This window comes from Pseudoroseicyclus sp. CXY001, from assembly GCF_041714655.1.
Classification (GTDB): domain Bacteria; phylum Pseudomonadota; class Alphaproteobacteria; order Rhodobacterales; family Rhodobacteraceae; genus Pseudoroseicyclus_A.
Window position 1 is genome coordinate 356,520 of record NZ_CP168219.1, and the last position, 24,324, is coordinate 380,843.

Sequence of the window (24,324 nt, forward strand, 5' to 3'; positions counted from 1 at the left end):
TCTCAAAGATGGCGTGGGTCAGTCCCACCAGCCTTCGTCGACATCTTCCAGCTCTTCGAGCTGCTCTTCGTTGTAGCGCGTGACGAAGGCGTATTCGCGATCGTCGACGGCCACGAGGCTGACGTTCTCGACGGGGATCACAACATGCTTGTCGGCAATGTCGAGGAAGCCGCCGACCTCGGCCACGATGCCGATGAGCTGGCCGTCGCGGGAGAGGATCAGGTCCTCGATCTCGCCGATCTCGTTCCAGCCGTCGCCGACGCCGTCATACACGGTCGAGGCATCCCAGCCTTCGTCGTTGGCCGCGTTGGTCGTGTAGATGTCGCCGCCGGTGATGTCGCGGGTGCGGATGAGCTCCCCACGGTCATAGCCGTCCATCATCATGTCCTGGGCATAGGCCCCGGAGGCGGCGATCGTGAGCGCGAGCGTGCTTGCGAAAAGACGTTTCATGTCATTTCTCCTTTCGTTCATTGCCGGACCAACACGGCCCCCCCGGCCACCGTTCCACCCTTTCTTTTTTGCTCTTTCGCTTGACTTCGGGGCTCGGGGGCCCTCCACGCGGGCCCGCCCAGCAGGCTTCTGGCCACAACGCTTGCAATGCACGCGGATGTGGGCTATCCGCCCCCCTCATCCACGTACTCCACCGGGAATCAGGGTGACCCTCGCGACTGACGAGGAGGGGCTCTCCGGTGATGTTGAAAGGAAAAGGGCGACATGAACGCCAGCGAACTGCGTGACAAGACGCCGGACGAGCTCCGGACCCAGCTTGTCGATCTCAAGAAGGAGGCCTTCAACCTCCGTTTCCAGCAGGCCACCGGCCAGCTCGAGAACACCGCGCGCATGCGCCAGGTCAAGCGTGACGTGGCCCGCGTGAAGACGATCCTGAACGAAAAGGCGGCTGCCGCCGCCGCGGAGGCCTGATCCATGCCCAAGCGTATCCTGCAAGGCACCGTGACCTCCACGGCCAACGCCCAGACCGTCACCGTGACCGTCGAGCGGCGCTACAAGCACCCGCTCCTCCACAAGACCGTCCGCTCCTCGAAGAAGTACCGCGCTCACGACGAGATCGGCTCCTTCAACGTCGGCGACACCGTGCGCATCCAGGAATGCGCGCCGAAATCGAAGACCAAGCGCTGGGAGGTGATCGCCTCCTAAAGGCCGTCACACCCGGTTTGATCGAAACCCTGAGGGCCAACAACAGAACAGCCCTCAAAGGTCGGGAGAAACCACATGATCCAGATGCAGACCAATCTGGATGTCGCTGACAATTCCGGCGCGCGGAAGGTGCAGTGCATCAAGGTTCTCGGCGGGTCGCACCGCCGTTACGCCTCGGTGGGCGACATCATCGTCGTTTCCGTCAAGGAAGCGATCCCGCGTGGCCGCGTCAAGAAAGGCGATGTCCGCAAGGCCGTGGTCGTGCGCACGGCCAAGGAAGTGCGCCGCGAGGACGGCACCTCCATCCGCTTCGACCGCAATGCCGCCGTCATTCTGAACAACCAGAACGAGCCGGTCGGCACCCGCATCTTCGGGCCGGTCGTGCGCGAACTGCGCGCCAAGAACTTCATGAAGATCATTTCGCTTGCTCCGGAGGTGCTCTAGATGGCTGCCAAACTCCGCAAAGGTGACAAGGTCGTCGTGCTTGCCGGCAAGGACAAGGGCGCGACCGGCGAGATCGAAAGCGTGAACCCGAAGGCCGGCAAGGCCGTCGTCTCGGGCGTCAACATCGCGATCCGTCACACGAAACAGAGCCAGTCCAGCCAGGGCGGCCGCGTGCCGAAAGCCATGCCGATCGACCTGAGCAACCTCGCCGTGGTCGATGGCAACGGCAAGGCCAGCCGCGTCGGCTTCCGCGAGGAAGACGGCAAGAAGGTCCGGTTCTTCAAGACCACCGGGGAGGCGATCTGATGCTTGATACTGCCACCTATACCCCGCGCCTCAAGGCGGCGTACCGGGAGACGATCAAGGCCCAGCTCAAGGAAGAGTTCGGCTACAAGAACGACATGCAGATCCCGTCGCTCGAGAAGATCGTTCTCAACATCGGCGCCGGCTCCGAGAGCGTGCGTGATTCCAAGAAGGTCAAGTCGGCCCAGGACGATCTCAGCCTCATCGCCGGCCAGCGCGCCGTCGTGACCAAGGCCAAGAAGTCCATCGCCGGCTTCCGCGTTCGTGAAGGCATGCCGCTCGGCGCCAAGGTCACGCTGCGCGGCAACCGGATGTACGAATTCCTCGACCGCCTGATCACCGTGGCCATGCCGCGCGTCCGCGACTTCCGCGGCGTTCCCGGCAAGAGCTTCGACGGTCGCGGCAACTATGCCTGCGGCATCAAGGAACACATCGTCTTCCCCGAGATCAACTTCGACAAGGTCGATGAGGTCTGGGGCATCGACATCGTCATCTGCACCAATGCGAAGACCGATGCCGAAGCCAAGGCGCTGCTCAAGCACTTCAACATGCCGTTCAACAGCTGATCGCGGGAGAAAGAGATATGGCCAAGAAATCCATGATCGAACGCGAGAAGAAGCGTGAGCGTCTCGTGAAGCAATACGCCGACAAGCGCGCCGCGCTGAAGGCGATCATCGAGGACAAGGACAAGCCGGTGGAAGAGCGCTTCAAGGCGTCGCTCGACCTCGCCAAGCTGCCCCGTAACTCCTCGCCCACCCGTCTGCACAACCGCTGCCAGCTCACCGGGCGTCCCCACGCCTACTATCGCAAGCTGAAGGTGAGCCGGATCATGCTGCGCGAGCTCGGCTCGAACGGCGAGATCCCCGGCCTCGTGAAGTCGAGCTGGTAAGGAGAAGCATGTGATGAACGATCCCATCGGTGATATGCTGACCCGGATCCGCAACGCCCAGATGCGTGGCAAATCCACGGTCGTCACCCCGGCGTCCAAGCTGCGGGCGCACGTCCTCGACGTGCTCCGCGACGAGGGCTACATCCGCGGCTACGAAGAGGCGACCGACAAGAACGGTCACCCGGCGCTCGAGATCTCGCTGAAGTATTACGAGGGCACCCCCGTGATCCGCGAGCTCAAGCGCGTCTCCAAGCCCGGCCGCCGGGTCTATTCCGCCGCCATCGACCTGCCGCAAGTGCGCCAGGGCCTTGGTGTCTCCATCGTCTCCACGCCCAAGGGCGTGATGTCGGATGCACATGCCCGCGCTGCCAATGTCGGCGGCGAGGTCATCTGCACCGTCTTCTGAGGAGGGAACCATGTCTCGAATCGGAAAACGTCCCGTCCCGCTCCCCTCCGGCGTCACTGCCGAGGTGAAGGGCCAGCATGTCGAAGTGAAGGGGCCGAAGGGCACCCGCAGCTTCACGGCGACCGACGATGTGACCATCACGCTCGACGATGGCGCGATCTCCGTCACGCCGCGCGGCACCTCGAAGCGCGCCCGCCAGCAATGGGGCATGTCCCGCACCATGGTGCAGAACTGCGTCACCGGCGTTACGGACGGCTTCAAGAAAGAGCTCGAGATCCAGGGCGTCGGCTACCGGGCGCAGATGCAGGGCAACACCCTGAAACTGGCGCTCGGCTATTCGCATGACGTCGATTTCCCGGTGCCGGAGGGCGTCACCGTGACGGCCCCGAAGCTGACGGAAATCATCGTCGAAGGCGCTGATCAGCAACTCGTCGGCCAGGTCGCGGCCAATATCCGCGAATGGCGCGCGCCGGAGCCCTACAAGGGCAAGGGCATCCGCTACAAGGACGAGTATATCTTCCGCAAGGAAGGCAAGAAGAAGTAAGGACCGGACAGATGGCACAGACGAAACGCTCCCTGTTCCAGAAGCGCCGCCAGCGCGTCCGGAGCAAGCTTCGCAAGGTCAACGCCGGGCGCGCGCGCCTGAGCGTTCACCGCAGCAACAAGAACATCAGCGTCCAGCTGATCGACGATGTGAACGGCGTCACCGTCGCCTCCGCCTCCTCGCTGGAGAAGGATCTCGGCGTGGTCGGCAAGAACAACGTCGATGCCGCGGCCAAGGTGGGTGCGGCGATCGCCGAGCGCGCCAAGAAGGCGGGCTTCAGCGAGGCCTATTTCGACCGTGGGGGCTTCCTCTTCCACGGTCGGATCAAGGCGCTGGCCGAGGCCGCCCGCGAGAACGGGCTGAAGATCTGATGGGCGGGGCGCCTCGGCGCCCCTTCCGCTTTTGAAGGCGCCCCGCCGGGGCGCCTCGATGATCCGGGAGCGCTGGCGCTCACCTGGATTGGACCAACCGGACCCGCCCCAGGGTCTTGAGAGAAAGGGCCCCACATGGCCAGAGAAGGAAACCGGCGCGACCGCGACGAGTCGCCCGAATTCGCCGATCGCCTCGTTGCGATCAACCGCGTCTCCAAGACCGTCAAGGGCGGCAAGCGCTTCGGCTTCGCCGCGCTCGTCGTCGTCGGCGACCAGAAGGGCCGCGTCGGCTTCGGCAAGGGCAAGGCCAAGGAGGTCCCCGAGGCCATCCGCAAGGCCACCGAGCAGGCCAAGCGCAACATGATCCGCGTGCCGCTGCGCGACGGGCGCACCGTGCACCACGACATCGAGGGCCGTCATGGCGCCGGCCGCGTCGTGATGCGCACCGCCGTTCCCGGTACCGGGATCATCGCCGGTGGTCCGATGCGGGCCGTCTTCGAGATGCTCGGCATCCAGGACGTGGTGTCGAAGAGCCTCGGCTCGCAGAACCCCTACAACATGATCCGCGCCACGCTCGACGGTCTGAAGAAGCAGCAGTCGCCGCGCTCCGTCGCGCAGCGCCGTGGCCGCAAGGTTGCCGACATCCTGCCGAAGCGTGATGACGCGCCGGCCGAGTCGAGCCTCGTTGCCGAAGAAAACTAAGGAGCCCGACCCATGGCCAAGACCATCGTCGTCAAGCAGATCGGCTCCCCGATCCGCCGCCCCGCCGTTCAGCGCGAGACGCTGAAGGGCCTGGGGCTCAACAAGATGCACCGCACCCGCGAGCTGGAGGATACGCCCTCCGTCCGCGGCATGGTCGCCAAGATCCCGCATCTGGTCGAGATCATCGAAGAGCGCGGCTGACCCCGCCTCTCGTCTGAGCATTCCGAAAGCCCCGGCCCTCGCGCCGGGGCTTTTCGTTTCTCCGGCCCTTGAAGGCTGGCCGGGCAGGGGGGAAGCTCGCGGCCGGAAAGGACCACCCGGATGCCCATCCCCTCCACCGCCTTCCGCCACCACCCCGAGCTGATCGGCCGCATCAAGGCGCCGGAGGAGTCCTACTTCCGCGACCTCGACTATGCCGAGCTCGACGCCTCCGTCGCGCGGAACGGCGGCGATCCCGGCTGGCGCTATCCTGATGCGCATCGCGATGCGCTCCGCCGGGCCACGCTCGCCGGCCGCGAGGGGCAGGAGGTCTGGGTCTTCGGCTATGGCTCGCTGATCTGGGATCCGGGGTTCCTCTTCGACGAGATCCGCCGCGCCCATGTTCCCGGCTTCACGCGCGAGCTCTGCCTCGTCGACCGGATGGGCGGCCGCGGCACGGCGGAGGCGCCGGGGCTGATGGCCGGGCTCGTGCCCGGCGGCGCGGTGGACGGGCTCGCCTTCCGCATCCCGCCCGGGCTGGTCGAGGCGGAGACCGACCAGCTCTTCCGCCGCGAGATGGTGGCGCCCGGCTATCACGCGATCTTCACCCCGGCGGAGACGGCGGGTGGCCCGGTCGAGGTGCTGACCTTCGTCGCCGACCCCGAGGCGGCGATGATCGAGATCGGCCTGCCGCGCGAGACGCAGATTCGCTACCTCGCCACCGGCGCCGGGATGCTCGGCACCTCGCTGGAATATCTCGACAACGTCGTCGCGCATTTTCGCGCCTTCGGCATCCATGATGCCGAGCTTGAGGGGCTCCTTGCCGAGGTGCGAACGCTAACATCGTGAGAGGGCGGCGATTTCTCGCCTGCCGCCGTTGAAATGCATGCGCATTCGGGCCACCTTTCCCTCACGAGGAGGAAATCAACATGACATATACACGCCGCACCTTTCTGGCCGGCGCCGCAACTGCTGCGGGCGCCACGACCTTCCTGCCCTACGCCGCCATGGCGCAGGACGGGATGGCCGACACGTTCCCGACCGCCGCGGGGGACATCACCGTACATCCCGTGAGCCACGCGTCCTTCGTGATGGAGACGCCGGTCGGCACGATCTACTGCGATCCGGTCGGGGACCCGGCCGCCTATGCCGATTACCCGGCGCCGGACCTCATCCTCATCACGCATGAGCATGGGGATCACTACAACGCAGATACGCTTGGCGCGCTCGCGGGAGAGGGCACGCAGCTGATCACCAACCCGGCGGTTTACGACATGCTGCCCGAAGCGATGCAGGCCATGGCCACATCCATCGGCAACGGCGAGTCGGCCGAATGGGGCGGGCTCACGATCGATGCGATCCCGGCCTACAACACCACCGAAGACCGGCTGATGTTCCACCCCGAGGGGCGCGACAACGGCTATGTGCTGCATTTCGACGGCTTCACCGTCTACATCTCCGGCGATACCGAAGACATTCCCGAGATGCGCGCGCTGGAAGGCATCGACCTCGCCTTCCTCTGCATGAACCTGCCCTTCACGATGACCGCGGAACAGGCGGCCTCGGCGGTGCAGGATTTCACGCCCACCTATGTCTATCCCTACCACTACGGTGGCGACGGCGAGGGCGCGCAGGATCCGGCGGCCTTCGCCGAGATGGCGGGCGATGCCACCGAGGTGAAGATGGGCGCCTGGTACTGATCCGGCGATCCGCGAATCGAGCTGATGAGGAGGGCGGCCCCCAGGCCGCCCTTTTCGCTATCCGATCACCCGGCCGAGAAGCCGCCGGAGCCGGCGCCCGACGGTGACGAGCGGATGCTCCCCGGCATTGCCCTCGAGCTCGAGCCGGAAGGAGCGGGGGGCCACGTGGTTCGAATCGACCGCCCGCGCGCCCGCATGGGCGGCGCCCTCGGCGAGCTGAACGAGCTGCCGCGGCAGGCGCAGATGCGGAGAGATGGCCACCAGACGCTCGTTGAGCCGCAGGGTGGCACCAGGCCGTATCGGCAGGTCCCAGAGCGTCACCGTGTAGAGCCCCGCCTGCAGCCGGTGCACGAGCTCTTCCATGAGCGCCCATTCGCGCTGGCCCGCCCCTCCGGAGAGATGCAGCCCCTCGAGAATGTCGAGCGCCACGCCGAGCCCGCATTCGCGGCGGTCGATGATCGCTTCGAGAATGAGGATGTCCCCCGCGCCGGCGGGCAGGCCCTCGCCCTTGTAGAAATCTAGAATGTCGCCCCATTCGGCAGAGGCGAGGAGCGGCAGGACTTTGGCCGCCGCATCGGCCCGCGCGGCAGCCAGACGGCGATAGGTCGACAGGGGCTCTGCCATGTCGGACAGCGGCGAGAACTCGGCGATCTGGAGGGTCAAGGCGTCATCAATCTGTGTATCAATCGGAGCGGACTAGGACATGGACCTGTGACATTGCTTTGGCGCTTCCGTGGCGAGATCGCCCCGATCCGGCCGGGGCTGCGGGAGTCGGGCCCCGGGGCTTGAATGGCGGCGCGGAGGCCTTTATACGCCCGCGGGTGCCGGCCCTCGGGGCGGCCCGTCTCAACATCAAGAAAAGCCGCGTTCGGTCCATCTCGCTTCGGGGCCGCTTCCGGCAAAGGAGAAGCGACATGAAACTGCACGAACTCAGCGACAATCCGGGCGCCTCCAAAAAACGCATGCGCGTCGCGCGCGGCCCGGGCTCCGGCAAGGGCAAGACCGCCGGCCGCGGCATCAAGGGGCAGAAGTCCCGCTCGGGCGTGGCGATCAAGGGCTACGAGGGCGGCCAGATGCCGCTCTACCAGCGCCTGCCGAAGCGCGGCTTCAACAAGCCGAACCGCAAGGAATACACGGTCATCAACCTCGGCCTGATCCAGAAGTTCATCGACGCCGGCAAGCTCGATGCCAAGAAGGACATCACCGAGGATGCGCTCGTTGCCTCCGGGCTCGTCCGCCGCGTGCGTGACGGCGTGCGCGTGCTGGCCAAGGGCGAGATCACCTCGAAGGTGACCCTGGCCGTGACTGGCGCCTCCGCCGGCGCCGTCGAGGCCGTGAAGGCCGCGGGCGGCACGCTCACCATCACGGCGGCAGCGGCCGAGGCCGCGGAATAAGCGGCTTGTGAGCCGCAGGGCGGGACCTTAAGTGTGTCCCGCGCATGAGAGCGCCGCCGTCCGGACCCCCGGCTGGCGGCGTTTGCATGAAGGTTGAAGGGGGCCTTTGATGGCATCAGCAGCAGAACAGATGGCGGCGAACCTCTCCTGGGGGACGTTCGGCAAGGCGACCGAGCTTCGCCAGCGCATCTTCTTCACCATCGGCCTGCTCGTGGTCTACCGGATCGGCACCTACATTCCCGTGCCCGGCATCGACGCCGGCGCGCTGAGGGATTTCATGGAGGATGCGGCCTCGGGCATCGGGGGGATTCTCTCGATGTTCACCGGCGGCGCGCTGGGGCGGATGGGGCTCTTCAGCCTCGGCATCATGCCCTATATCTCCGCCTCGATCATCATCCAGCTCGTCGCCTCGATGTACGAGCCCTGGAAGCAGCTCCGCAAGGAAGGCGAGCAGGGCCGCAAGAAGATCAACCAGTATACGCGGTATTTCACCGTGATCCTGGCGACCTTCCAGGCCTATGCGCTGGCGGTCTCGATCGAGGCCGGCGGGCTCGCCCATGACCCCGGCATGTTCTTCCGCGCCGCCTGCGTCGTCAGCCTCGTCGGTGCCACCATGTTCCTGATGTGGATGGGCGAGCAGATCACCGCCCGCGGCATCGGCAACGGCATCTCGCTCATCATCTTCACCGGCATCATCGCCGAGATCCCGGCCGCGCTCGGCCAGTTCTTCGCGCAGGGCCGGGCCGGGGCGATCTCCGTCCCCGTCATCCTCGGCGTCATCGTGATGGTGCTGGTGGTGCTCGCCTTCGTGGTCTTCATGGAGCGGTCGCTCCGCAAGATCCACATCCAGTATCCGCGCCGCCAGGTGGGGATGAAGATGTACGACGGCGGCTCCAGCCACCTGCCGATCAAGGTGAACCCGGCGGGCGTCATCCCGGCGATCTTCGCCTCTGCCCTGCTGCTGCTTCCGACGACGCTCTCGACCTTCTCCGGCACCGGCACGACCGGGCCCGTGATGTCGACGATCCTCGCCTATTTCGGCCCGGGCCAGCCGCTTTACCTCTTGTTCTTCACGGCCATGATCGTGTTCTTCGCCTATTTCTACACCAAGGAAGTCGCCTTCAAGACCGACGAGGTGGCCGACAACCTGAAGAACCAGTCCGGCTTCGTGCCCGGCATCCGGCCCGGCAAGCGGACGGCGGAATATCTCGACTATGTCGTGAACCGCATCCTCGTGCTCGGCTCGGCCTATCTGGCGCTCGTGTGCCTCCTGCCCGAGATCCTGCGCTCGCAGCTCGCCATCCCCTTCTATTTCGGCGGCACATCGGTGCTGATTATCGTCTCGGTGGGGATGGACACCATTCAGCAGGTGCAGTCTCATCTGCTCGCCCATCAATATGAGGGGCTTATCGAGAAATCCCAGCTGCGCGGCCGGCGCGGCGGAAAAACGAAGGCCAAGGGGGGCCCGGCACGTCGATGAACATCATTCTTCTGGGGCCGCCGGGCGCGGGTAAGGGAACTCAGGCGCGGCGGCTCGTGGAGGAGCGCGGCATGGTGCAGCTCTCGACCGGCGACATGCTGCGCGAGGCCCGCACCTCCGGCACGGAGATGGGCAAGCAGGTCGCCGCGGTGATGGACCGGGGGGACCTCGTCACCGACGAGATCGTCATCGGCCTCATCCGCGAGAAGCTGCAGGACGGCGCCGGCAACGGCTACATCTTCGACGGCTTCCCCCGCACCCTGCCCCAGGCCGACGCGCTCGGCGCGCTCCTGGAGGAAGAGGGCGAGACGCTCGACCATGTCATCGAGATGCGGGTGGACGACGAGGTCCTGGTGAACCGCGTCGCCGGCCGTTCGACCTGCGGCAATTGCGGCGAGGTCTACAACGACCAGACAAAGCCGATCCCGGCGGATGGCAAATGCACCGTCTGCGGCGGCAGCGACTTCAAGCGCCGCGGCGACGACAATGCCGACGCGCTGAAGACCCGGCTCCTTGCCTATTACAAGCAGACCTCGCCGCTCCTCGGCTATTACTACGCCAAGGGCCAGCTCGAGGGCGTGAACGGCCTCGGCGAGATCGAGGACGTGGCCGGAGAGATCAAGGCGCTGCTGGGCTGAGGCCCGACCCCCGCGCGGACGTTACAGCGCCGGCCCTCGGGCCGGCGTTTCGCATTGGGGCGCGTTTGCAAAGTGTACACGAAAAGCGTACATTATGGCGGCGAGCCCGCCGCACCGCTTAACCACTTGTTAGCCATCCGCCCCGAAGGCTCCACCGATGGAGTTCGAATGGGACGAGGCGAAGCGGCAGAAGGTCCTCGCGGAGCGCGGCGTCGATCTGGCCCGCGCCGCGCGCATCTTCGACGGGCCCGTGCTCAGCCGGCTCGACCGGCGGATGGCGTATGGAGAGGTGCGGTGGGTCTCGGTCGGCACGATTGATGGCATCGCCTACACGGTTGTTCATGCCGGGCGCGGCGAGGCGATCCGCCTCATCACCGCCTGGAAAGGAGGGCGCGATGAGCTCGAAAGATATACGGCGAGCCTCTTTGGACGAGATCCGCGCGATGGAGGCTCGCGGTGAGCTAGGCGACCGCCCCGACGCGCTGGTCGAGGACGGCAAGCTGCCGCCGGAGTTCTGGGAAGAGGCGGAGGTCTGGTATCCGCCGGCCGCGCGGCGCTCGGTGCATCTGAAGCTCGAGCCGGAGGTGTTCGACTTCTTCAAGGACGGCGGCAAGGGTCACCTGACGCGGATGCAGAACGTCCTTGCCGCCTATGTGCGGGCGCAGAAGTCCCGCGCCTGAGGGCCGGAACCGGTCTGGAGCTTCGGCCTCGGGCCCGCCCTCGGGCCGCCAATCTGGCGCCGGCCCGCCCACAAACCTCTTGACAGGGGGTTGACCCTCCGGGCGCATCTCCATAGATAGCGCCATCCCGCATAAGGGAATCATGGCCCTTTTCGGGGCTGCGCGCCCGCGCCTTCAAGCTCGCGGGTGCATCGTTGTGAAAAAAGGGTCTGGTATTACGGACCCGCAACCTGAAGGAATGTGCCCTTGGCCCGTATCGCCGGCGTCAACATCCCCACCGCCAAAAGGGTTCCGATCGCCCTGACCTATATCCACGGTATCGGTCCGTCGACCGCCCAGGCCATCTGCGAGGCCACCGGCATCGACCAGGCCCGCCGCGTCAACGACCTCTCCGACGCCGAAGTGCTCGCCATCCGCGAACATATCGACGCCAACCTGACGGTCGAAGGCGACCTGCGCCGTGAAGTGCAGATCAACGTCAAGCGTCTGATGGATCTCGGCTGCTACCGCGGCCTGCGCCATCGTCGCAACCTCCCGGTGCGCGGTCAGCGGACCCACACCAACGCCCGCACCCGCAAGGGCCCGGCGAAAGCCATCGCCGGCAAGAAGAAATAAGGGAGGGCAAGACGAATGGCACGTGATACCCGCCGCACCAGCGGCAAGCGCAAGGTTTCCAAGAACATCGCCGCCGGCGTTGCTCATGTGAACTCCTCGTTCAACAACACCAAGATCCTGATTTCCGACGTTCAGGGCAACGCCATTGCCTGGTCCTCCGCCGGCACGATGGGCTTCAAGGGCAGCCGCAAGTCGACGCCCTATGCCGCCCAGATGGCTGCCGAGGATGCCGGCAAGAAGGCGCAGGAGCATGGCGTCAAGACCCTTGAGGTCGAGGTGCAGGGCCCCGGCTCCGGCCGCGAATCGGCGCTCCGCGCCCTCGCCGCCGTCGGCTTCAACATCACCTCGATCCGCGACGTGACGCCGATCGCCCACAACGGTTGCCGTCCGCCGAAGCGCCGCCGCGTCTGATCGCCTAACGACTTTCTCCGGGCCGCGCTGGATTCCGCGCGGCCCGGTACCGCATTTTGGAACCTCGGGCGCTTGCCCATCTGGTCATGGAGGGCAGGCAGGAATGGAGGGCAACATGATCCACAAGAATTGGGCCGAGCTGATCAAGCCGAACGCGCTTGACGTGCGTCCCGGCGCGGACCCCAGCCGCTCGGCAACGGTCGTCGCCGAGCCGCTGGAGCGTGGCTTCGGCCTGACGCTCGGCAACGCGCTGCGGCGCGTGCTGATGTCGAGCCTTCAGGGCGCCGCCATCACCGCCGTGCAGATCGACAACGTTCTGCACGAGTTCTCCTCCGTCACCGGCGTCCGCGAGGACGTGACGGATATCGTGCTCAACCTCAAGGGCGTCGCCATCCGCATGGATGTGGAAGGGCCGAAGCGCCTGACCATCCAGGCCAAGGGCCCGGGCGCCGTCACCGCCGGTGACATCTCGGAAAGCGCCGGGATCGAGATCCTGAACAAGGAGCACGTGATCTGCCACCTGGACGACGGCGCCGATCTCTACATGGAGCTGACCGTCAACACCGGGAAGGGCTATGTCGCCGCCGACAAGAACAAGCCCGAGGATGCGCCGATCGGCATGATCGCCATCGACGCCATCTATTCGCCGGTCAAGCGCGTCTCCTACGACGTGCAGCCGACCCGCGAGGGCCAGGTGCTCGACTATGACAAACTGGTCATGAAGGTCGAGACCGACGGCTCGCTGACCCCGGACGATGCGGTGGCCTATGCCGCCCGCATCCTGCAGGACCAGCTGGGCATCTTCGTCAACTTCGACGAGCCGGAATCGGCGCAGACGGGCGGCGCGGACGACGGGCTGGAGTTCAACCCGCTGCTTCTGAAGAAGGTCGACGAGCTGGAGCTTTCGGTCCGCTCGGCGAACTGCCTGAAGAACGACAACATCGTCTATATCGGCGACCTGATCCAGAAGACCGAAGCCGAGATGCTCCGCACCCCGAACTTCGGCCGCAAGTCGCTGAACGAGATCAAGGAAGTGCTCTCGGGCATGGGCCTGCACCTCGGCATGGATGTCGAGGACTGGCCGCCGGAGAACATCGAGGACCTCGCCAAGAAGTTCGAAGACCAGTTCTGAGGGGAAGCCGGGCTGACGCCCGGCCTGCCGCTCGCTGCAAAGGCGTAGGCCGGGCTTCAGCCCGGCCCACCCAGAAAGACCCGGGCATCCCGCCCCACAAACGGAGCCGTCGTCACGCAATCGGCGGCCCACATAAAACGTAACGGAGACACATCATGCGCCACGGTTCCGGCTATCGCCGCCTCAACCGCACCCACGAGCACCGCAAGGCGCTCTTTGCCAACATGGCGGGCTCGCTCATCGAACATGAGCAGATCAAGACGACCCTGCCGAAGGCCAAGGAGCTGAAGCGGATCGTCGACAAGCTCATCACCCTCGGCAAGCGCGGCGATGTCCACGCCCGCCGCCAGGCCGCCGCTGCCCTCAAGCAGGACATGCATGTGGCCAAGCTCTTCGACGTGCTTGGCCCCCGCTATGCCGAGCGTGCCGGTGGCTACACCCGCGTCCTGAAGGCCGGCTTCCGCTATGGCGACATGGCCCCCATGGCCATCATCGAACTCGTCGACCGCGACCCGGCCGCCAAGGGCGCCGCCGACAAGGCGCGGCTCGAGGCCGAGGCCGCCTACGAGGCCGAAGACTGACGCTGCCCGGGGCGCGCGCGCCGCGCCCCTGTCAAGCGTGACGCGAGGGCCCGCCATACGGCGGGCCTTTTGCTTGTGCCCGGCCCGACACGAATGGCCGCGGCGCCGACGCCGCGTAAAGGCATGGCCCGATTGAACAACTGTGACCAAAAAGCATAGCTCGCCCCGAGAGACTAAACTACACTTCAAAGTTGTCCCGTTTCTTTTGGGGAGCCGTATAGTTATAAGCCATGCGGTCCGTGATCGATCAGAGCACCGAGCGGCTCCAAATGATGTCGCCCTGCGGGTTCTTCTATGGGCTGCACATTCGTTACGCTCTGCCGCTTCTGCATCATCAGACCTATCCGCAGGCCTGGATCGACCATTATACAGAGGAGGCATACGCGCTGCGCGACCCGATCATTGCCTGGGGGTTCAGCGTCGTGGGAACGGCAAGATGGAGCGAGATAAGCATTCCCGATCCTTTCGACATTCTCGGCAAGGCGGCTGAATACGGCATGGTTTATGGTCTGGCAGTCGCTCTCGGTCAAAAGCAGAGCCGCACAATTGCTTCGGCGGCGCGGGCCGATCGGGAATTCACCGATGGCGAGATCTCGGCCTTTTCCGATGTCATTCACGAGTTGCATGTTCTCACGGAGCCCCCCAAGTCCTTGACGGACGCGGAAATCGAAGCCCTGCGGTGCATTGCCGAGGGTGATCGCTATGCAGCGGCCGCGGCGCGGCTGGACATATCGGAATCAGCCCTGAAGGCGCGTCTGGCTTCGGCCCGCACCCGCCTTCTGGCGCGCACGACCACCGAAGCCGTCCAGCGGGCCCGCGACTACCGACTGCTATGAGATCGCCCGGCAAGGTCATCAACAGGGTGGAGCCGCGGCCACGTCAGGCCGGAGACACTATGGAAGCCACGACCCTGTCGTTCGCCAATATCCACAACCACGGCGAACTCTTCGCAAACCTGTTCCGCGCCCGGCGCCAGTCGTTCATCCTCAAGAAGGGGTGGGATCTGCCGGAGACGATGGGCATGGAGTTCGACCAGTACGACACCCCCGTGTCGCGCTGGGTGGCCGTGCACAACGGCGACGGCCGCGTGCTCGCCGGGCTTCGCATGACGCCGACGCTCGCCCGCTGCGGCATCTACACCTATATGATCCGCGACGCGCAGCGGGGCCTGCTGGAATCCATTCCCTCCGACCTCCTCTACGAGGAAGCGCCGCTCGACCAGGGCATCTGGGAGGTGACGCGCGGCTTCATCCTGCAGGACATCCCCGCCGCTATGCGCCTGCGCGTGCGGCTGAAGCTCATCAGCCAGCTCACCGCGGCGGCGCGCGAGAATGACGTGCGCCAGGGCCTCGCGCTCCTGCCGTCGAACTGGGGCCGCTGGGCGAAGCGCGCCAATCTCAATCTCAGCCCCGCGGGGCGGACGATGAACATGGGCGGCATCGAATATCAGGCCGTCTGGATGCAGTTCGCCTCGAACCTGCACTGAGGCCGACGAGAGCGGGGCTTTTGCCCCGCCGCCCGCCGGCCTATCTCTGTTCCATGGCCGATCTCTTTTCCCAAGGCGAGCCCGAGGCGGGCGCCCCCGCCGGCATCGCACCCGGCGCCCATGACAGCGCCCCCCGGCCGCTGGCCGACCGGCTGCGGCCGGCGAGCCTCGCCGAGGTCATTGGCCAGGCGCAGATCCTGGGGGAGGAGGCGCCGCTCGGCGCCATGCTCGGCTCCGGCCAGCTGTCCTCGCTGATCCTCTGGGGCCCGCCCGGGGTGGGCAAGACAACCATTGCAAGGCTGCTGGCGCGCGAGACCGATCTCGCCTTCGTGCAGATCTCCGCCATCTTCTCGGGCGTGCCGGAGCTGAGGAAGGTGTTCGAGGCCGCCAAGCACCGGCGGCAGAACGGGCAGGGGACTCTCCTCTTCGTCGACGAGATTCACCGGTTCAACAAGGCCCAGCAGGACGGCTTCCTGCCGCATATGGAGGACGGGACGATCCTCCTCGTCGGCGCGACGACGGAGAACCCGAGCTTCGAGCTCAACGCCGCCCTCCTCTCCCGCGCCCAGGTGCTGGTCCTCACCCGGCTCGGCCCCGACGACCTGGAAGCGCTCGCGGCCCGCGCCGAGGAAGAGCTCGGCCGCCCGCTGCCGCTCGAGCCCGAGGCCCGCGAGGCGCTGAAGGCCATGGCCGACGGCGACGGGCGGGCGCTCCTCAACCTCATCGAGCAGGTGATGGGCTGGAAGACCAAGGCCCCCCTCGGCCCCGATGCGCTCGCCAGCCGCCTCACGCGCCGCGCCGCCAAATTCGACAAGTCGGGCGACGAGCATTACAACCTCATCTCCGCCCTGCACAAATCCGTCCGCGGCAGCGACCCGGACGCGGCGCTCTACTGGTTCGCCCGGATGCTGGAGGGCGGCGAGGATCCCCGCTTCCTCGCCCGGCGCATCACCCGCATGAGCGTGGAGGATATCGGCCTCGCCGACCCGGCCGCCCAGCAGCATTGCCTCGCGGCGTGGGAGACCTACGAGCGGCTCGGCTCCCCCGAGGGCGAGCTGGCGCTGGCCAATGCGCTCGTCTACCTCGCCCTCGCGCCCAAATCGAACGCCGCCTACAAGGCCTATGGCGCGGCGCGGGCGCTGGCGCGGCGCACCGGCTCCGAGCCGCCGCCCAAGCACATCCTAAACGCGCCGACGAAGCTCATGAAGGACGAGGGCTACGGCTCGGGCTATGCCTATGACCACGATGCCGAAGACGGCTTCTCGGGGCAGAACTACTTCCCCGACGGGGTCCCCCGCCCCGCCCTCTACGCCCCGGTGGAGCGCGGCTTCGAGCGTGACCTCAAGAAGCGCCTCGACTACTTCGCTCAGCTCCGCGCCAAGCGCGGGACCTCCTGATCCGCCTTTCATCTGGCCCTAAATACCTCGGGGGGGTCGCCACCCAAGTGCGCCATCGGTTCGAGCACCAATGGCGACGGGGGCTGGCCCCCCGGCCTCTCCACCAGTCCCCCCAGTTGACAACCGCCCCGCCCCCCGCGAAGGAAGCCCGATGTTGCAAACCCTCGGACAGGTCGCCATCGGCGGCGCGCTCGGCGCCTCGGCCCGCTATCTCGTGGGCGTTGGGGCCGTGCGGCTCATGGGCCCGGGCTTTCCTTGGGCCACGCTCGTCGTCAACGTCGTCGGCTCCTTCGTCATGGGGGCGCTGATCGTGGCGCTCGCGCAGCTCTCCGCCACGCGCTTCGCGCCTTTCCTGATGACCGGGCTCCTCGGCGGCTTCACGACCTTCTCGGCCTTCTCGCTCGATGCGGTGGCGCTTTTCGAGCGGGGGCAGGCGGTCGCGGCGGCGCTCTATGTCGCCGCCTCCGTCGGCCTGTCTCTCGCCGCCTGCGTCGGCGGCCTCCTTCTGGCACGGAGCCTCGCATGAACGGCGCATCGGAACGTCAGGTGAAACCCGGCGAGGGCGACCAGCGGCTCGACCGCTGGCTGAAGAAGCAATTCCCCGGCCTCGGCCAGGGGCGGATCGAGAAGGGCTGCCGCAAGGGCGAGTTCCGCATCGACGGCGCCCGGGCCAAGCCGTCCGACCGGGTGGAGGATGGCCAGACCATCCGCATCCCGCCCCTCGACCTCACCCCCCGGGCCCCCGCCGCTCCGAAGCCGCCCGCGAGGGCGGATGAGGAGATGATCCAGGCCGCCGTCCTGTGGAAGGACGAGCACATCATCGCTCTCAACAAGCCCCCCGGCCTGCCGTCGCAGGGCGGCTCCGGCCAGGGCTCGACCCATGTCGACGGGCTGACCCCGGCGCTGATGTTCGGCTACAAGGAGCGGCCGAAGCTGGTGCACCGGCTCGACAAGGACACCTCCGGCGTCCTCCTCCTCGCCCGCACCGACCGTGTGGCCCGCCGCCTCTCCGAAGGCTTCCGCCACCGCGCCACGCGCAAGATCTACTGGGCCGCCGTCGCCGGCGCGCCCCTTCCGCGCAAGGCCTCCATCAAGTTCGCGCTCGCCAAGATGCCCGGCCGCGGCAAGGGCGGCGAGGGCGAGAAGATGCGCGCGCTCCATCCGAACCAGATCGCCGAGGTCGAGGGCGCCAAGCGGGCCCATACCGATTACATCGTCCTCGAGAATGCCGGGCAGCGGCTCTCCTGGGTGGCGCTGACGCCGATCACGGGGCGGACCCACCAGCTCCGCGCCCATATGGCCGAAATCGGCCACCCGATCCTTGGCGACGGCAAGTACGGCGGCTCGGGGCAGGAAAATCTCGGCGACGGCTGGGGCGCTTCCGCCGGCGGCGCGCTTTCCCGCAAGCTGCATCTCCATGCCCGCTCGATCACCTTCGAGCACCCTGTCACCGGCGCCATCCTGACGCTGACGGCGCCGCTCCCCGAGCATATGCAGCGCACCTGGGATTTCCTCGGCTGGGACCCGCGCGAGCCCGCCGTCGACCCGTTCGAGGACGAGGACTGATGCGGCTGGTCATCTTCGACGTCGACGGCACGCTCGTCGACAGCGCCGCGCATATCCATGCCGCGATGAGCACCGCCTACACCGGGCTCGGCCTGTCGGCCCCCGCCGCAGCCGCCACGCGCGCCATCATCGGCCTGTCTCTGCCCCATGCGTTCCTGCGCCTGTCGCCGGAGCACGAGGAGCATCACGAGGCGCTGCTCGATGGCTACAAGGCCGCCTTCGCCGAGCGGCGCATCGCCGAGGGCGCGGCGGCCAGCCCGCTCTTCCCCGGCGCGCGCGAGGCGCTGGACGCGCTCGCTGCCGATCCGCAGACGCTGCTCGCTGTCGCCACCGGCAAGTCCCGCCGGGGTCTTCGGGGGCTGATCGAGGTGCATGGGCTCGAGGGGGTCTTCGTCAGCGCCCAGACGGCGGATGACCACCCGTCGAAGCCGCATCCGGCGATGATCGAGGCGGCGCTCGCCGAGACCGGCATCCCCGCCGATCAGGCCGTCATGGTCGGCGACACGAGTTTCGACATGGACATGGCGCGCGCCGCCGGAATCGCGGCCATCGGCGTCACCTGGGGCTATCATGCGCCGGAGAGCCTCGGCGCCGATCGGCTGATCGGGCGCTTCGCCGAACTCCCCGCCGCCGTCGCGGAGCTGATCGGAGAGCCGGCATGACCGAATGGGCGGCGAAGGTCTTCTGGCGCGAGGTGGTGGCCGAGCCCGCGGGCGATGCCTGGCACGTCACGCTCGACGGGCGGCCGATCCGCACGCCCGGCCGGCAGCTCCTCGCCCTGCCGACGGCGCCGCTGGCCGAGCGCGTGGCGGCGGAATGGCGGGCGCAGGAGGGGCTGATCCGCCCCGAGACCATGCCCGCCACCCGCACCGCCAATTCGGCGCTCGAAAAGGTCGCGCCGCAGCGCGAAGCGGTTGCCGAGATGCTCGCCGGCTATGGCGAGACGGATCTCCTCTGCTACCGCGCCGAGAGCCCCGCCGAGCTCGTCGCCCGCCAGGCCGAGGCTTGGGACCCGCTGCTCGCCTGGGCGGAGGAGACCTACGGGGCGCCGCTCATCGTCACCACCGGGGTCATGGCCGTCGCGCAGCCGCCTGCCGCCACCGCCCGGCTGGCGGCCGAGGTGGGCGCGCTCGACGACTTCGCGCTCGCGGCCTTCCATGACCTCGTCGCCCTCTCCGGCTCGCTCGTCCTCGCCCTTGCCGTCCGCGCCGGGCGGCTGGAGCCGGAGGCGGCCTGGGCGGCCAGCCGCATCGACGAGAGCTGGCAGGAAGAGCAGTGGGGCCATGACGACGAGGCCGCCGCCGCGGCCGCCCTCAAGGCCCGCGCCTTCCTCGACGCAGCGGCATTCCTGGCCGCGGCAGAGATGTGAATCACCCCGCGCCGGGTTGATTGATGCGTCAGTCAAACCCGCTAAACGGCTTGGGCGAACTGCCCTTTTGCTGGTCATCCCCCATCCAAAACGCTTTGGATCGCCGCTTTTTCCAGCAGATGCCCCGCCAGAGGGGGCAGCGAAGCCTTGACCGGTCGGTGGGAAATCGCCCAAGTTTGGTAAATCGGGAGGGGCCCTGCCCCCAATGAAACTCGATTCCGCTCTTCAGGGAGAGCGGGCGATAAGCCCCCGTCTTCGGGCGTGGGAACTCAGGAAGAGGTAGACATGAAAACATCCGTTCTTTTCGGCGCGCTGACCGTTGCCGGTCTCGCTGCCGGTTCGGCCAGCGCCGCGACGCTCGATGACGTCAAGGAAGCCGGCGTGCTGAACTGCGGCGTGACCACCGGCCTCGTCGGCTTCGCGGCCCCCGACGCCAATGGCGAGTGGGAAGGCTTCGACGTCGGCATCTGCCGTGCCGTCGCCGCCGCCGTGCTCGGCGACCCCACCGCCGTGAACTTCGTCCCGACCACCGGCCAGACGCGCTTCACCGCGCTCGCCTCCGGTGAGATCGATCTGCTGGCCCGGAACACCACCTGGACCTTCAGCCGCGACGTCGACCTCAAGTTCGAGTTCGTCGGCGTGAACTACTACGACGGCCAGGGCTTCATGGTGCCGCGCTCGCTGGGCGTGACCTCCGCCAAGGATCTCGACGGCGCCACGGTCTGCATCCAGACCGGCACGACCACCGAGCTCAATCTCGCGGACTTCTTCCGTGTGAACAACATCAACTACGAGCCGGTGCCGATCGAGACCAACGCCGAGGCCCAGCAGCAGTATCTGGCTGGCGCCTGCGACGTCTACACGACGGACGCCTCCGGTCTCGCGGCCACCCGTGCGACCTTCGAGAACCCGGGCGATCACGTGATCCTGCCCGAGATCATCTCCAAGGAGCCGCTCGGCCCGCTCGTGCGCCATGGCGACAACGACTGGGGCGACATCGCCCGCTGGACGCTGAACGCGCTGATCGCCGCCGAGGAATACGGCGTGACCTCCGCCAATGTCGAAGAGCTCTCGCAGGGCACCGACAATCCGGAGATCAACCGTCTGCTCGGCACCGAGGGTGACCTCGGCGCCATGCTCGGCCTCGAGGCCGACTGGGCGAAGAACGCCATTGCCGCCGTCGGCAACTATGGCGAGCTCTTCGAGCAGAACATCGGCGAGTCCACCCCGATCGGTCTGGCGCGCGGCCTGAACGCGCAGTGGACCGAAGGCGGCCTGCTCTACAGCCCGCCGTTCCGGTAAGACGACAGGGGAGGGCGCTGCCGAAAGGCGGCGCCCTCTTCCAATAACGGGGCCGGCCGCGGAGCCGCTCCGAATGAATGGACAGCATCGGGCCGCCCTTTGAGGACAAGCCGGAAAACCGGCGCCTCGGAAGGAAGGGTGTCTCGCCGGGGAGACAACATGTCCACGACGACTGACGCGTCCGCGCCGGACGGGGGATTCCGGCTCAGCCAACTGATCTACGACACACGGTATCGCTCGCTGACGATCCAGATCGTCGCGATGATCCTGCTGCTCACCTGCTTTGGCTGGCTCATCAACAACATCGTCGAAAACCTCGCCGCGCTCGGCAAGGATTTCGACTTCGGCTTTCTCGGCCAACGGGCCGGCTACGACATCAACCAGACCCTGATCCCCTACGACAGCGGCTATACCCATGGCCGCGCCGCCCTTGTGGGGATCCTCAACACGCTGCTCGTGGCCTTCCTCGGCTGCGTCACCGCCACGGTGCTGGGCGTGCTGGCGGGGGTTCTGAGGCTCTCGAACAACTGGGTCATTGCCAAGCTGATGACTGTCTATGTCGAGGCCTTCCGCAACGTGCCTCTGCTCCTGTGGATCCTGCTCATCTTCGCCCTGATGACCGAAGCCACGCCGCAGCCCCGCGCCTTCCGCCCCGACGAGAACGGCATCGCCGACGCCTCGATGCTGCTGTGGGAGTCCGTCGCCATCACCAACCGCGGCGTCTTCATCCCCGCGCCCGTCTGGGGCCCCGGATCCTGGATCATCGGGTTGGTCTTCCTCGCCTCCATCGCCGCCATAATCTGGTGGCGCCGCCGCGCGGTGAAGAAGCTCTTCGACGAGGGCAAGGTCGTGCCGACCTTCTGGCCCTCCGTCGCGATGTTCTTCCTGCCGACGCTCCTCATCTTCTTCGTCCTCGGCCGGCCGATCGGCCTCGCCTATCCCGAGCTCGGGGGCTTCAACTTCGACGGCGGCCTGCAGGTGCGCAACTCGCTGATCGCGCTCTGGTTCGCCCTGTCGCTCTATACCGGCGCCTTCATCGCCGAGATCGTGCGCGGCGGCATCCTCGCCATCGCCAAGGGCCAGACGGAGGCCTCCTACGCGCTGGGCCTGCGCTCGGGCACCACGATGCGGCTCGTCATCCTGCCGCAGGCGCTCCGGGTCATCATCCCGCCGCTCATCTCGCAATATCTGAACCTCACCAAGAACTCCTCGCTGGCCATCGCCGTCGGCTACATGGATGTCCGCTCGACGCTGGGCGGCATCACCATCAACCAGACGGGGAAGGAGCTGGAGGGCATGCTGCTCCTGGGGCTCTTCTACCTGGTGATCTCGCTCATCATCTCGGGGGTGATGAACGTCTACAACAACCGCGTGAAGCTGAGGGAGCGCTGAGATGGCCGATACCCATTCCGAAGCCGATCTCGCCTTCGTCCGCGAGACGATGCTCGCCCAGAAGGAGCCGCCGATCACCGAGACCGGCGCGCTCAAGTGGATGCGCCAGAACCTGTTTTCGGGCTGGGTGAACGCCATCCTGACCGTGCTGGCGCTGGCGGCGATCTACTGGATCCTCTCCCATATCCTGCCGTGGATCTTCCGCGGCATCTGGGACGCCGGCTCGCTCAACGAGTGCCGCGAGATCCGCAATGCCACCTATGGCGAGGGCGTCGACGCGGCCTGCTTCGCGGTCATCTCCGACCGCTGGCAGCAGCTCTTGTTCGGCTTCTATCCGCGCGAGCTCTACTGGCGGCCGATCCTCGCCTTCGTGCTGTTCTTCGTGGCCGTGGCGCCGGTGCTCTTCGACAAGCTGCCGCGCAAGATGCTGTGGTTCACCGCCATCTCGCCCTTCATCCTGTTCTTCCTTCTCTGGGGCGGCACGATCTGGGGGCCGCTGTCGGTGGCCTTCGGCTTCGTCATCGCCTGGGCCTGCATCCGCTTCCTCAGCGGGCCGGTCGGCACGCTCGGGGCGACACTGGCCGCCTTCATCCTGCCGATCCTCTACTGGCTCTTCCTCGCCGGCCTACTGGCGCGGGAGCTGGGGAACATCGCGCCCATCGGGCTCGAGCCCGTCGATTCCAAGGATTTCGGCGGCTTCATGCTCTCCTTCGTCATCGGCGTGACGGGCATCATCCTTTCTCTTCCGCTCGGCATCCTCCTGGCGCTCGGCCGGCAGTCGGACCTCTTCCTGATCAACAAGATGTCCGTCGGCTTCATCGAGCTGATCCGCGGCGTGCCGCTGATCGTCTGGCTCTTCACCGCCTCGCTCCTGCTCAACTACTTCCTGCCGCCGGGGACGAATTTCGACATCATGCTGCGCGTCATCATCATGGTGACGCTCTTCTCGGCCGCCTATATCGCCGAGGTCGTCCGGGGCGGGCTCGCCGCCCTGCCGAAGGGGCAATACGAGGCGGCAGATGCTCTGGGGCTCGACTACTGGCAGTCCATGCAGCTCATCGTCCTGCCGCAGGCGCTGAAGATCTCGATCCCCGGCATCGTCTCCACCTTCATCGGGCTCTTCAAGGACACGACGCTGGTGGTCTTCATCGGGCTTCTCGACCCGATCGGGCTTTCCAACTCCATCCGGGCGACGACCGACTGGAACGGCATCTACTGGGAGCTCTTCGTCTTCATCGGGGTCCTGTTCTGGATCTTCTGCTTCAGCATGTCCCGCTACTCCATGTATCTCGAACGCAAGCTCACGCGTGAGCATCGCTAAGGAGCCCGACCATGACCGCATTTGACACCGAGCTCGAAATCGACCGCAGCCAGATGAAGGTGACCGACGAGGTCGCCGTGCAGATCGTCAAGATGAACAAGTGGTTCGGCACCTTCCACGTGCTGCGCGACATCGACCTGACGGTCTATCGCGGCGAGCGCATCGTCATCGCCGGGCCCTCGGGCTCCGGCAAGTCGACGCTGATCCGCTGCATCAACCGGCTGGAAGAGCACCAGTCCGGCAAGATCGTCGTCGACGGGACGGAGCTCAGCTCCGACCTCAAGAACATCGACAAGGTGCGCTCGGAGGTCGGGATGTGCTTCCAGCACTTCAACCTCTTCCCGCATCTGACGATCCTCGAGAACTGCACGCTGGCGCCGATCTGGGTGCGCAAGACGCCGAAGAAGGAAGCCGAAGAGACGGCGATGCACTTCCTCGAGAAGGTGAAGATCCCCGAACAGGCCGACAAATATCCCGGCCAGCTCTCCGGCGGGCAGCAGCAGCGCGTGGCCATCGCCCGGTCGCTCTGTATGCGGCCGCGGATCATGCTCTTCGACGAGCCGACCTCGGCGCTCGACCCCGAGATGATCAAGGAGGTGCTCGATACCATGATCGAGCTGGCGCAGGAGGGCATGACCATGCTCTGCGTCACGCACGAGATGGGCTTCGCCCGTCAGGTGGCGAACCGCGTGATCTTCATGGATCAGGGCCAGATCGTCGAGCAGAACGAGCCCGAGGAGTTCTTCAACAATCCGAAGAGCGACCGGACCAAGCTGTTCCTCAGCCAGATCCTCGGCCACTGACACTCCGCGCGGCGCTCCCGCAAGGGGGCGACAAGCAGAAGGGGC

35 protein-coding genes are annotated in these 24,324 nt (G+C 66.6%); 33 read left to right on the top strand and 2 right to left on the bottom strand.

Annotated elements, in window-relative coordinates; genetic code table 11:
• Window positions 1–18 precede the first annotated feature (18 nt).
• Window positions 19–450, bottom strand: coding sequence for a PRC-barrel domain-containing protein (locus ACAZ03_RS01845; RefSeq protein ID WP_373355636.1), 432 nt, complete (start codon window positions 448–450; stop codon window positions 19–21).
• A gap of 264 nt (window positions 451–714) precedes the next feature.
• Here ACAZ03_RS01845 and rpmC point away from each other — a divergent pair, with 264 nt between their 5' ends.
• From rpmC to ACAZ03_RS01910, 13 genes are all read left to right on the top strand, one after another.
• Complete coding sequence (gene rpmC / locus ACAZ03_RS01850; protein ID WP_373355637.1) at window positions 715–921, top strand: 50S ribosomal protein L29; 207 nt, start codon at window positions 715–717, stop codon at window positions 919–921.
• Window positions 922–924: 3 nt separating this feature from the next.
• A complete protein-coding gene (rpsQ, locus tag ACAZ03_RS01855) occupies window positions 925–1,155 on the top strand; it encodes a 30S ribosomal protein S17 (RefSeq protein WP_373355638.1) in 231 nt (76 codons plus the stop codon).
• 75 nt (window positions 1,156–1,230) lie between these two features.
• Window positions 1,231–1,599: a 50S ribosomal protein L14 gene (rplN, locus tag ACAZ03_RS01860; protein ID WP_373355639.1), complete on the top strand. Its 369-nt coding sequence runs from the start codon at window positions 1,231–1,233 to the stop codon at window positions 1,597–1,599.
• Window positions 1,600–1,905 carry a 50S ribosomal protein L24 gene (gene rplX, locus ACAZ03_RS01865; protein ID WP_373355640.1) on the top strand — a complete coding sequence of 102 codons (306 nt, stop codon included), beginning with the start codon at window positions 1,600–1,602 and terminating at the stop codon, window positions 1,903–1,905. It abuts the gene before it with no gap.
• The gene (gene rplE / locus ACAZ03_RS01870) at window positions 1,905–2,468 is read left to right on the top strand and encodes a 50S ribosomal protein L5 (RefSeq protein WP_373355641.1); all 564 of its coding nucleotides are present in this window, start codon (window positions 1,905–1,907) and stop codon (window positions 2,466–2,468) included. Before rplX ends, rplE begins: the two co-directional genes overlap by 1 nt.
• A 17-nt stretch (window positions 2,469–2,485) precedes the next feature.
• Window positions 2,486–2,791 (top strand): 30S ribosomal protein S14, encoded by a 306-nt coding sequence (gene rpsN, locus ACAZ03_RS01875; RefSeq protein WP_373355642.1) that lies wholly within the window; start codon window positions 2,486–2,488, stop codon window positions 2,789–2,791.
• Between the two features lie 13 nt (window positions 2,792–2,804).
• A complete protein-coding gene (gene rpsH, locus ACAZ03_RS01880) occupies window positions 2,805–3,197 on the top strand; it encodes a 30S ribosomal protein S8 (protein ID WP_373355643.1) in 393 nt (130 codons plus the stop codon).
• Between the two features lie 10 nt (window positions 3,198–3,207).
• On the top strand, window positions 3,208–3,741 hold the full coding sequence (gene rplF, locus ACAZ03_RS01885; protein ID WP_373355644.1) for a 50S ribosomal protein L6: 534 nt from the start codon (window positions 3,208–3,210) through the stop codon (window positions 3,739–3,741).
• A gap of 11 nt (window positions 3,742–3,752) precedes the next feature.
• Entirely contained in the window at window positions 3,753–4,112 is a 360-nt protein-coding gene (rplR, locus tag ACAZ03_RS01890) for a 50S ribosomal protein L18 (RefSeq protein WP_373355645.1), read from the top strand.
• A gap of 135 nt (window positions 4,113–4,247) precedes the next feature.
• Complete coding sequence (gene rpsE / locus ACAZ03_RS01895) at window positions 4,248–4,814, top strand: 30S ribosomal protein S5 (RefSeq protein ID WP_373355646.1); 567 nt, start codon at window positions 4,248–4,250, stop codon at window positions 4,812–4,814.
• A 12-nt stretch (window positions 4,815–4,826) separates the two neighbouring features.
• Window positions 4,827–5,015, top strand: a complete 189-nt coding sequence (gene rpmD / locus ACAZ03_RS01900) for a 50S ribosomal protein L30 (protein WP_373355648.1) — start codon at window positions 4,827–4,829, stop codon at window positions 5,013–5,015.
• 120 nt (window positions 5,016–5,135) lie between these two features.
• A complete protein-coding gene (locus ACAZ03_RS01905) occupies window positions 5,136–5,861 on the top strand; it encodes a gamma-glutamylcyclotransferase (RefSeq protein ID WP_373355649.1) in 726 nt (241 codons plus the stop codon).
• Window positions 5,862–5,941: 80 nt separating this feature from the next.
• Window positions 5,942–6,712, top strand: coding sequence for an MBL fold metallo-hydrolase (locus ACAZ03_RS01910; RefSeq protein ID WP_373355650.1), 771 nt, complete (start codon window positions 5,942–5,944; stop codon window positions 6,710–6,712).
• A gap of 57 nt (window positions 6,713–6,769) precedes the next feature.
• Here the strand turns inward: ACAZ03_RS01910 and ACAZ03_RS01915 are convergent, their stop codons facing one another.
• Window positions 6,770–7,375, bottom strand: a complete 606-nt coding sequence (locus ACAZ03_RS01915; protein WP_373355651.1) for a hypothetical protein — start codon at window positions 7,373–7,375, stop codon at window positions 6,770–6,772.
• 251 nt (window positions 7,376–7,626) lie between these two features.
• Here ACAZ03_RS01915 and rplO point away from each other — a divergent pair, with 251 nt between their 5' ends.
• The 20 genes from rplO to ACAZ03_RS02015 all read left to right on the top strand — a co-directional run bounded on the left by rplO (window position 7,627) and on the right by ACAZ03_RS02015 (window position 24,279).
• On the top strand, window positions 7,627–8,106 hold the full coding sequence (gene rplO / locus ACAZ03_RS01920) for a 50S ribosomal protein L15 (RefSeq protein WP_373355652.1): 480 nt from the start codon (window positions 7,627–7,629) through the stop codon (window positions 8,104–8,106).
• A 109-nt stretch (window positions 8,107–8,215) separates the two neighbouring features.
• Window positions 8,216–9,586 (top strand): preprotein translocase subunit SecY, encoded by a 1,371-nt coding sequence (secY, locus tag ACAZ03_RS01925; RefSeq protein WP_373355653.1) that lies wholly within the window; start codon window positions 8,216–8,218, stop codon window positions 9,584–9,586.
• Window positions 9,583–10,224, top strand: a complete 642-nt coding sequence (locus ACAZ03_RS01930; protein ID WP_373355654.1) for an adenylate kinase — start codon at window positions 9,583–9,585, stop codon at window positions 10,222–10,224. The genes secY and ACAZ03_RS01930 overlap by 4 nt, the downstream gene beginning before the upstream one ends.
• A 157-nt stretch (window positions 10,225–10,381) precedes the next feature.
• Window positions 10,382–10,684, top strand: a complete 303-nt coding sequence (locus tag ACAZ03_RS01935; protein ID WP_373355655.1) for a BrnT family toxin — start codon at window positions 10,382–10,384, stop codon at window positions 10,682–10,684.
• The gene (locus ACAZ03_RS01940) at window positions 10,668–10,904 is read left to right on the top strand and encodes a BrnA antitoxin family protein (RefSeq protein ID WP_373355656.1); all 237 of its coding nucleotides are present in this window, start codon (window positions 10,668–10,670) and stop codon (window positions 10,902–10,904) included. The genes ACAZ03_RS01935 and ACAZ03_RS01940 overlap by 17 nt, the downstream gene beginning before the upstream one ends.
• Before the next feature lie 246 nt (window positions 10,905–11,150).
• Window positions 11,151–11,519 (top strand): 30S ribosomal protein S13, encoded by a 369-nt coding sequence (gene rpsM, locus ACAZ03_RS01945; protein WP_373355657.1) that lies wholly within the window; start codon window positions 11,151–11,153, stop codon window positions 11,517–11,519.
• Between the two features lie 15 nt (window positions 11,520–11,534).
• Window positions 11,535–11,930, top strand: coding sequence for a 30S ribosomal protein S11 (gene rpsK / locus ACAZ03_RS01950; protein WP_373355658.1), 396 nt, complete (start codon window positions 11,535–11,537; stop codon window positions 11,928–11,930).
• Between the two features lie 115 nt (window positions 11,931–12,045).
• Entirely contained in the window at window positions 12,046–13,062 is a 1,017-nt protein-coding gene (locus ACAZ03_RS01955; RefSeq protein ID WP_373355659.1) for a DNA-directed RNA polymerase subunit alpha, read from the top strand.
• A gap of 155 nt (window positions 13,063–13,217) precedes the next feature.
• Window positions 13,218–13,643, top strand: coding sequence for a 50S ribosomal protein L17 (rplQ, locus tag ACAZ03_RS01960; protein ID WP_373355660.1), 426 nt, complete (start codon window positions 13,218–13,220; stop codon window positions 13,641–13,643).
• A gap of 230 nt (window positions 13,644–13,873) precedes the next feature.
• Complete coding sequence (locus ACAZ03_RS01965) at window positions 13,874–14,479, top strand: autoinducer binding domain-containing protein (RefSeq protein ID WP_373355662.1); 606 nt, start codon at window positions 13,874–13,876, stop codon at window positions 14,477–14,479.
• A 59-nt stretch (window positions 14,480–14,538) separates the two neighbouring features.
• Complete coding sequence (locus ACAZ03_RS01970) at window positions 14,539–15,129, top strand: acyl-homoserine-lactone synthase (RefSeq protein WP_373355664.1); 591 nt, start codon at window positions 14,539–14,541, stop codon at window positions 15,127–15,129.
• A gap of 53 nt (window positions 15,130–15,182) precedes the next feature.
• A complete protein-coding gene (locus tag ACAZ03_RS01975; protein ID WP_373355665.1) occupies window positions 15,183–16,526 on the top strand; it encodes a replication-associated recombination protein A in 1,344 nt (447 codons plus the stop codon).
• A 151-nt stretch (window positions 16,527–16,677) separates the two neighbouring features.
• A complete protein-coding gene (gene crcB, locus ACAZ03_RS01980) occupies window positions 16,678–17,052 on the top strand; it encodes a fluoride efflux transporter CrcB (protein ID WP_373355667.1) in 375 nt (124 codons plus the stop codon).
• Window positions 17,049–18,092 (top strand): RluA family pseudouridine synthase, encoded by a 1,044-nt coding sequence (locus ACAZ03_RS01985; protein ID WP_373355668.1) that lies wholly within the window; start codon window positions 17,049–17,051, stop codon window positions 18,090–18,092. Before crcB ends, ACAZ03_RS01985 begins: the two co-directional genes overlap by 4 nt.
• Window positions 18,092–18,754, top strand: a complete 663-nt coding sequence (locus tag ACAZ03_RS01990; protein WP_373355669.1) for an HAD-IA family hydrolase — start codon at window positions 18,092–18,094, stop codon at window positions 18,752–18,754. Before ACAZ03_RS01985 ends, ACAZ03_RS01990 begins: the two co-directional genes overlap by 1 nt.
• Window positions 18,751–19,461, top strand: coding sequence for an ATP12 family chaperone protein (locus ACAZ03_RS01995; protein WP_373355670.1), 711 nt, complete (start codon window positions 18,751–18,753; stop codon window positions 19,459–19,461). Before ACAZ03_RS01990 ends, ACAZ03_RS01995 begins: the two co-directional genes overlap by 4 nt.
• 285 nt (window positions 19,462–19,746) lie before the next feature.
• Window positions 19,747–20,763, top strand: a complete 1,017-nt coding sequence (locus ACAZ03_RS02000) for an amino acid ABC transporter substrate-binding protein (protein WP_373355671.1) — start codon at window positions 19,747–19,749, stop codon at window positions 20,761–20,763.
• A 159-nt stretch (window positions 20,764–20,922) separates the two neighbouring features.
• Complete coding sequence (locus tag ACAZ03_RS02005; RefSeq protein WP_373355672.1) at window positions 20,923–22,155, top strand: amino acid ABC transporter permease; 1,233 nt, start codon at window positions 20,923–20,925, stop codon at window positions 22,153–22,155.
• A 1-nt stretch (window position 22,156) separates the two neighbouring features.
• Complete coding sequence (locus tag ACAZ03_RS02010; protein ID WP_373355673.1) at window positions 22,157–23,476, top strand: amino acid ABC transporter permease; 1,320 nt, start codon at window positions 22,157–22,159, stop codon at window positions 23,474–23,476.
• An 11-nt stretch (window positions 23,477–23,487) separates the two neighbouring features.
• Window positions 23,488–24,279 (top strand): amino acid ABC transporter ATP-binding protein, encoded by a 792-nt coding sequence (locus ACAZ03_RS02015; protein ID WP_373355674.1) that lies wholly within the window; start codon window positions 23,488–23,490, stop codon window positions 24,277–24,279.
• Window positions 24,280–24,324: the final 45 nt, after the last annotated feature.

Bases quoted from the DNA above. Each gene is read 5' to 3' on its own strand.
- ACAZ03_RS01975 (WP_373355665.1), top strand. From the start codon at position 15,183: ATGGCCGATCTCTTTTCCCAAGGCGAGCCCGAGGCGGGCGCCCCCGCC.
- ACAZ03_RS01935 (WP_373355655.1), top strand. From the start codon at position 10,382: ATGGAGTTCGAATGGGACGAGGCGAAGCGGCAGAAGGTCCTCGCGGAG.
- rplR (WP_373355645.1), top strand. From the start codon at position 3,753: ATGGCACAGACGAAACGCTCCCTGTTCCAGAAGCGCCGCCAGCGCGTC.
- rpsN (WP_373355642.1), top strand. From the start codon at position 2,486: ATGGCCAAGAAATCCATGATCGAACGCGAGAAGAAGCGTGAGCGTCTC.
- ACAZ03_RS01985 (WP_373355668.1), top strand. From the start codon at position 17,049: ATGAACGGCGCATCGGAACGTCAGGTGAAACCCGGCGAGGGCGACCAG.
- rpmC (WP_373355637.1), top strand. From the start codon at position 715: ATGAACGCCAGCGAACTGCGTGACAAGACGCCGGACGAGCTCCGGACC.
- ACAZ03_RS01995 (WP_373355670.1), top strand. From the start codon at position 18,751: ATGACCGAATGGGCGGCGAAGGTCTTCTGGCGCGAGGTGGTGGCCGAG.
- secY (WP_373355653.1), top strand. From the start codon at position 8,216: ATGGCATCAGCAGCAGAACAGATGGCGGCGAACCTCTCCTGGGGGACG.
- rpsH (WP_373355643.1), top strand. From the start codon at position 2,805: ATGAACGATCCCATCGGTGATATGCTGACCCGGATCCGCAACGCCCAG.
- ACAZ03_RS01930 (WP_373355654.1), top strand. From the start codon at position 9,583: ATGAACATCATTCTTCTGGGGCCGCCGGGCGCGGGTAAGGGAACTCAG.
- ACAZ03_RS01990 (WP_373355669.1), top strand. From the start codon at position 18,092: ATGCGGCTGGTCATCTTCGACGTCGACGGCACGCTCGTCGACAGCGCC.
- ACAZ03_RS01970 (WP_373355664.1), top strand. From the start codon at position 14,539: ATGGAAGCCACGACCCTGTCGTTCGCCAATATCCACAACCACGGCGAA.
- rplN (WP_373355639.1), top strand. From the start codon at position 1,231: ATGATCCAGATGCAGACCAATCTGGATGTCGCTGACAATTCCGGCGCG.
- rpsQ (WP_373355638.1), top strand. From the start codon at position 925: ATGCCCAAGCGTATCCTGCAAGGCACCGTGACCTCCACGGCCAACGCC.
- crcB (WP_373355667.1), top strand. From the start codon at position 16,678: ATGTTGCAAACCCTCGGACAGGTCGCCATCGGCGGCGCGCTCGGCGCC.
- rplO (WP_373355652.1), top strand. From the start codon at position 7,627: ATGAAACTGCACGAACTCAGCGACAATCCGGGCGCCTCCAAAAAACGC.
- rplE (WP_373355641.1), top strand. From the start codon at position 1,905: ATGCTTGATACTGCCACCTATACCCCGCGCCTCAAGGCGGCGTACCGG.
- ACAZ03_RS01955 (WP_373355659.1), top strand. From the start codon at position 12,046: ATGATCCACAAGAATTGGGCCGAGCTGATCAAGCCGAACGCGCTTGAC.
- ACAZ03_RS01940 (WP_373355656.1), top strand. From the start codon at position 10,668: ATGGAGGCTCGCGGTGAGCTAGGCGACCGCCCCGACGCGCTGGTCGAG.
- rpsE (WP_373355646.1), top strand. From the start codon at position 4,248: ATGGCCAGAGAAGGAAACCGGCGCGACCGCGACGAGTCGCCCGAATTC.
- ACAZ03_RS02015 (WP_373355674.1), top strand. From the start codon at position 23,488: ATGACCGCATTTGACACCGAGCTCGAAATCGACCGCAGCCAGATGAAG.
- ACAZ03_RS02010 (WP_373355673.1), top strand. From the start codon at position 22,157: ATGGCCGATACCCATTCCGAAGCCGATCTCGCCTTCGTCCGCGAGACG.
- rplF (WP_373355644.1), top strand. From the start codon at position 3,208: ATGTCTCGAATCGGAAAACGTCCCGTCCCGCTCCCCTCCGGCGTCACT.
- rplQ (WP_373355660.1), top strand. From the start codon at position 13,218: ATGCGCCACGGTTCCGGCTATCGCCGCCTCAACCGCACCCACGAGCAC.
- ACAZ03_RS02000 (WP_373355671.1), top strand. From the start codon at position 19,747: ATGAAAACATCCGTTCTTTTCGGCGCGCTGACCGTTGCCGGTCTCGCT.
- rpmD (WP_373355648.1), top strand. From the start codon at position 4,827: ATGGCCAAGACCATCGTCGTCAAGCAGATCGGCTCCCCGATCCGCCGC.
- ACAZ03_RS01910 (WP_373355650.1), top strand. From the start codon at position 5,942: ATGACATATACACGCCGCACCTTTCTGGCCGGCGCCGCAACTGCTGCG.
- ACAZ03_RS01905 (WP_373355649.1), top strand. From the start codon at position 5,136: ATGCCCATCCCCTCCACCGCCTTCCGCCACCACCCCGAGCTGATCGGC.
- ACAZ03_RS01845 (WP_373355636.1), bottom strand. From the start codon at position 450: ATGAAACGTCTTTTCGCAAGCACGCTCGCGCTCACGATCGCCGCCTCC.
- rpsK (WP_373355658.1), top strand. From the start codon at position 11,535: ATGGCACGTGATACCCGCCGCACCAGCGGCAAGCGCAAGGTTTCCAAG.
- rplX (WP_373355640.1), top strand. From the start codon at position 1,600: ATGGCTGCCAAACTCCGCAAAGGTGACAAGGTCGTCGTGCTTGCCGGC.
- ACAZ03_RS01965 (WP_373355662.1), top strand. From the start codon at position 13,874: ATGCGGTCCGTGATCGATCAGAGCACCGAGCGGCTCCAAATGATGTCG.
- ACAZ03_RS02005 (WP_373355672.1), top strand. From the start codon at position 20,923: ATGTCCACGACGACTGACGCGTCCGCGCCGGACGGGGGATTCCGGCTC.